The organism is Vibrio sp. V42_P2S4T144 (assembly GCF_009904715.1).
In the GTDB taxonomy this organism is placed as follows: Bacteria; Pseudomonadota; Gammaproteobacteria; order Enterobacterales; family Vibrionaceae; genus Vibrio; species Vibrio alginolyticus.
In genome coordinates this window covers 1-5173 of the sequence record NZ_WXWS01000214.1, presented here as the reverse complement: position 1 = coordinate 5173, position 5173 = coordinate 1, and the positions used below count along the sequence as shown (strand labels likewise).

4 protein-coding genes and 1 tRNA gene are annotated in these 5173 nt (G+C 44.6%); 3 read left to right on the top strand and 2 right to left on the bottom strand.

Annotation, left to right across the window (positions count from 1 at the left end; genetic code table 11):
• The first annotated feature begins 30 nt into the window (after window positions 1-30).
• From CAG68_RS07640 to CAG68_RS07630, 3 genes are all read left to right on the top strand, one after another.
• Window positions 31-107, top strand: a tRNA-Asp gene (locus tag CAG68_RS07640).
• Window positions 108-1046: 939 nt separating this feature from the next.
• On the top strand, window positions 1047-2618 hold the full coding sequence (locus tag CAG68_RS07635; RefSeq protein WP_086047085.1) for an ABC-F family ATP-binding cassette domain-containing protein: 1572 nt from the start codon (window positions 1047-1049) through the stop codon (window positions 2616-2618).
• Window positions 2615-3772, top strand: coding sequence for an MFS transporter (locus tag CAG68_RS07630; protein WP_086047084.1), 1158 nt, complete (start codon window positions 2615-2617; stop codon window positions 3770-3772). The genes CAG68_RS07635 and CAG68_RS07630 overlap by 4 nt, the downstream gene beginning before the upstream one ends.
• 74 nt (window positions 3773-3846) lie before the next feature.
• On the opposite strand, the gene fis is transcribed toward CAG68_RS07630, so the two are convergent.
• Complete coding sequence (gene fis, locus CAG68_RS07625; protein ID WP_000462885.1) at window positions 3847-4143, bottom strand: DNA-binding transcriptional regulator Fis; 297 nt, start codon at window positions 4141-4143, stop codon at window positions 3847-3849.
• A 23-nt stretch (window positions 4144-4166) separates the two neighbouring features.
• Window positions 4167-5135, bottom strand: a complete 969-nt coding sequence (dusB, locus tag CAG68_RS07620; RefSeq protein ID WP_005382505.1) for a tRNA dihydrouridine synthase DusB — start codon at window positions 5133-5135, stop codon at window positions 4167-4169.
• Between the last annotated feature and the right edge of the window lie 38 nt (window positions 5136-5173).

Sequence of the window (5173 nt, the reverse complement as noted above, 5' to 3'; positions counted from 1 at the left end):
CTTGCTTATTAAAGCGAGTGATACCACTGCGGAGTGGTAGTTCAGTTGGTTAGAATACCGGCCTGTCACGCCGGGGGTCGCGGGTTCGAGTCCCGTCCACTCCGCCACTTATATTAAGCCCCAGTCGAAAGACTGGGGCTTTTTTCGTTTTGGTTCCCCGACTTACCTTAAACCCACTTTCGTATTGAAACCTTGCATCGAGAGGCCGGCTTCCCTCTGGCGATGCTTTCTAAGCCCTGTTATGAGTGAAGTGGAACTCAGTTTTGTGTGGTTTCTACTGAACCGGGTCCTAGTATCGAGCGCTAGTTCTCAGCCCTTGTGCTTACTTACCAAAGCTTCCTTTATTATTACCTGGAAAATTTATTCACTAGGTTATGTTATTTTCGGGGGAGATTTCTCTGCTTTAGATGTTTTGATTTAGCCATAGGCGCTTATTAATATAAACTCAGCGCATTTAAAACTTTCCAAACATGGATTTTGTTTTGTCGACCTATTTAAGCCAGTGTCTTAAAGTATATTCGCTACTTCTTCCCTCTAACCCTCTCCAACCTTCAAAGTCACCACTACGTACGTATAACGTGAGCGGTATAGGTGCTTTCATAGCTGTGTTTGCTGAGTAAGCAGTTCACCTGGCACATTGACTGAGGAAAAGTCTTCTTTCTGTGGACCTTCGTGTAAGTCACGATAGTTTTAATAATTATCTGGTACTTTTTATTCTAAAGGTGTACGCTTCACATCGAATATTTTTTCGACAGTAAATCATGTTATATCTCTTGTTTAAAAGCTTTGTAAGAAGGCTGAACTCCGTGCAAAAAACGCGATGAAGTGTTGCCCGGAGTCTTAAATTAATCTTCATCAGGTGTTTTATGCGTGAGTAACTTCGCTGAAGTTATACGCAGGCGTCTGTACACCTGATAAAAGAGAAGAGATGGCCGGTGATATTTCATCATCGGCCTTTTTGTATCTGTTAAGCAGCTACAAAGCATTATCCAGTATTGAAATAAGGGCCGGTATTGATCACCGGCCCTTTTTATTTGGTTAAAAGCATGAGTATTTTACAAGTTAAAAATTTGTCTTATCAGATCGCTGATAAGAGTTTATATAACAACGCGACATTTCGAATTAACGTGGGAGAGAAAATAGGTATCACTGGAGCGAATGGCGTTGGAAAAAGCACCTTATTAAAACTGCTTATTGGTGAATTATCTGCAGATAAGGGCTGCATTGACTGGTTACCAAACCTTGAGGTGGGGTATTTAGAGCAACATTTTAAGATGGATAATGCGCTGACGGTTTATGAATGCTTAAAGAGTGCTTTTGAGAACTTATACGCTGCCGAGCAGAAGCTTTGGACTTTGTATCAGGCGATGACCGAGTCTCACTCTACATCTCTTTTAAGCCAAGTCGCTCGGCTACAGGCATATTTAGAAGATGAAGACTTCTATGCAATTAATACCAAAATTGAACGAGTTGCTGTAGGTCTTGGTATTTATCAATTTGGCTTAGATACACCGCTTGTCTCGCTAAGTGGCGGTCAAAGACACAAAGTCCTTTTAGGCAGGTTGTTACTTCGCAACCCCGATGTGTTAATTCTTGATGAGCCGACAAACTATCTTGATGCTCCTCACATTGAATGGCTAGTCACGTTTCTCAATGATTACATTGGCACAGTTTTACTGGTTTCTCATGATGTTGATTTCCTTAATCAAGTAGCGACCAGTATTTGTGATATTGATTATCAAACGGTTCGAAAATACAGCGGCACTTATGTCAAAGCAATGCAGCAAAAGCATCACGATGGTGCTTTGATAGAAAAGCAATATAAGGCTCAGCAAAATGAAATTCGAAAGTTAGAGCAATTTATTGCCAAAAATGGCGCTGGAGTTAACGCGAGTCTTGCTAAAGGGCGTAAGAAAAAACTGGATAAAATCGAACGTATTCAACTGAATAATGTAGAGAAAGTATCGATGTTTGACTTTGCTTACCAGCCCATTGGGCAACAGTATGTGATTGACGCAAAAGCGTTGATGATAGGTTATCAGCAGCCTCTGCTTCCTGCGCTTGATATCACGTTAGCGCGCGGGGAAAAGTTGGTTGTTGCTGGCTTTAACGGCGTGGGTAAGTCGACCTTACTTAAAACCCTGATGGGGAAGATCGAGCCACTCTCTGGTGAGGTGGTATTGGCAAAAGGTGCAATGATTGGTTATTTTTCTCAAGATTTGTCTTGGCGCCATCCTCAGAACACGCCTGAACAGGAGCTGTGCTCTTGTGCGCCAACAATCTCAAGCAAAGAGTCACGCAAGCTATTAGCTCGCTTTGGGATCACGGGGGATAAGACGCAGCGCCACTTAGATACATTGAGCGGTGGTGAGCAAACTCGGGTGAAACTGTGTTGTTTATCGGTTCAGAAATGCAATGTTTTGCTGTTGGACGAACCAACAACACATTTGGATAGCAGCAGCAAAAATGCGCTTAAAGAGGCTCTCCAGCGCTTTTCCGGTAGCGTGATTGTGGTATCTCATGAGAAGGCATTTTTGCAATCTTGGCCTGATAGAGTTTTAGATATTTCGTTGCTCACTTGTGCTGAATCGGAAACAGAACAGGAGGTGGAGCTATGATGCAGTCCATGATCCTATTTCTAGTTGCTTTTCTTGTTGGTGCTGATGAGTTGATGCTTGGATCTATTCTTGAACCCATCGGAAATGATTTAAGTGTTCAACCGAGTCAGGTGACCTTATTTATTACGGCATATAGTTTAGCCATAGCAATTTGCGCTCCTTACTTGGGCCGTTTATCAGACCGAGTTGGGCGTATTCGTATCATGGTGCCTGCTTGCTTTGTATTTGGGGTTGCGTCTATTACGACGGGCATAGTTCATGATTTTGAACTTGCTATTGCAACTCGTGTGATCACTGGTATTGCAAGTGCAGGCATGTTGCCAATTGCATTCGCGTTAGCGGGAGACGCGAAGGGTAATAGAGCGATGCGTCAAATTGTGATGGTTCAGGCGGGATTAACGCTAGGTATGATAACTAGCCCGGCGATCGGAGCATTGTTGACCCAGCTTTTATCATGGCGTGCCGCTTTTATTATTTTGGGCGTTGCGGCTCTTCTTGTTGGTGCTATGAGCGTAGTGTTCATGAACAACAAGCATAATGAGTCCAAGAAGTCAGATACTCTGCCACCTATCACAGACGTCATTCATGTTCCTGGCGCGTTGAGGGCGATTCTAGCGATGTGTTTAGGTTTAGGGGGAGGTATTGGTGTATTTAACCTGATAGGCCTTCATATTCGAGATACCAGCGATTTGGCGCTCGGTTGGGTGGGCGCTATTTATGCAGCTCTAGGGATCGTGAGTGTGGTTGGAAATATGTGCGTGGCGAGAGCTTCTCGCTGGCTTGGTAGCTCTCGAGCCGTTATGCGAGTGGCCTTAATGGTGTGCATACCTTGTAGTGCATGGGTGTTCTCAAATGAGATGAGTATGGTGACCGCTTATCTTCCAGCTCTAGCGCTCTGGTCTCTCGCTGGAGGGGTTGGTTCTCCGGCATTACAAGCACATATCGCAAGCTTATCTGATGAATATCGAGGTGTGTTAATGTCTTCTGGAATGAGTATGATGCACTTTGGTGTCGCGACTTGGTCTGCCTTGGCGGGCTTCGCGTATTCTGTAGGCAATGAATGGGTCGCTTTCGTGGTTTCGCTATTGTTTGGCTCAGCGGTGGTTATCTTAAAGCCAGTTGGTAATACTGCACAAAGTGAGCGTTATTCGTAGTGTTTTAGTAGATAAAGAAAAGCCGTTACCTAAAAAGGTAACGGCTTGTTCCAAATACTTTTTGAAAAACGGTCTTAGTTCATGCCGTATTTCTTAAGTTTCTTGCGAAGAGTACCGCGGTTGATACCCATCATAGTTGCTGCGCGAGTTTGGTTACCGCGAGTGTACTGCATGATAGTATCTAATAGTGGCTGTTCAACTTCAGCTAGAACTAATTCGTATAGTTCTGTTACTTCCTGGCCGTTTAGTTGAGCAAGGTAGTTTTTAAGAGACGCTTTAACAGAGTCACGTAAAGGCTTCTGAGTAATCTGGTCTTGTGACGTTACTGTAGTTACTGTTAATGCTTCTGAAGTCAGATTTTGTTCGAACATATTCGGTCTAGCTCTTCTCTTAATTATGATGCAACGTTATCAAAATAACCTTCTAACGCCTCAATTTGCAGCGGAGCTGCGTCGATAGCGTTGAAGGTACGGCGAAACTCACTTGCCTGTTCATGCTCTTTCAGGTACCACCCAACGTGCTTGCGCGCGATACGTGGACCTAAGAACTCCCCATAAAACTCATGCAGAGCATTTACATGACCAAGCATAATGGTTTTCACTTCCTCAGTTGGAAGTTCCTCCATTGTGGTGCCGTTTTCCAAATAGTGATGGATTTCCTGGAAAATCCAAGGACGACCCTGGGCAGGGCGTCCAATCATTAAAGCGTCCGCACCGGTGTACTCCAGTACAAATTTGGCTTTCTCCGGGCTATCGATATCACCGTTCGCGATAACCGGAATTGAAATCGCCTCTTTTACCGCTTTAATGCTGTCATATTCGGCCTCACCTTTGTACATACATGCTTTCGTTCTGCCATGCAGAGCAAGAGCTTGTATGCCGCAGTTTTCGGCTAATTTAGCGATCTGGACACAGTTCTTGTTGTCTGTATCCCAGCCAGTTCGAGTCTTTAACGTTACAGGAACGTCCACTGCATTCACGACCGCTTTCAAAATCTCTTCGATAATGTTTGGGTATTGAAGCAGAGCAGAGCCCGCTAGCTTCTTATTCACTTTTTTTGCCGGGCAGCCCATGTTGATGTCGATGATTTGTGCACCGTTCTCAACACTGAATTGAGCTGCGTCCGCCATAAGCTGTGGATCGGAACCCGCAATCTGTACAGAGCGAATGCCCGATTCGCCCTCGTGTACCATGCGCTGTTTCGACTTTGACGTTCCCCATAGTTTTGGGTTAGCAGACATCATTTCACTGACGGCCATTCCCGCACCATAGCGAAGACACAACTCGCGAAACGGTCTATCCGTTACACCAGCCATAGGGGCTACGATTAGATTGTTCTTAAGTTGATAGTTTCCGATTTTCAAAACGTCATCACAGTTCTGTACCAGCAAGGGCGCGCATT

Excerpts from the sequence above, each read along its gene's own strand:
- fis (WP_000462885.1), bottom strand. The coding sequence starts at position 4,143 with ATGTTCGAACAAAATCTGACTTCAGAAGCATTAACAGTAACTACAGTA.
- CAG68_RS07635 (WP_086047085.1), top strand. The coding sequence starts at position 1,047 with ATGAGTATTTTACAAGTTAAAAATTTGTCTTATCAGATCGCTGATAAG.
- CAG68_RS07630 (WP_086047084.1), top strand. The coding sequence starts at position 2,615 with ATGATGCAGTCCATGATCCTATTTCTAGTTGCTTTTCTTGTTGGTGCT.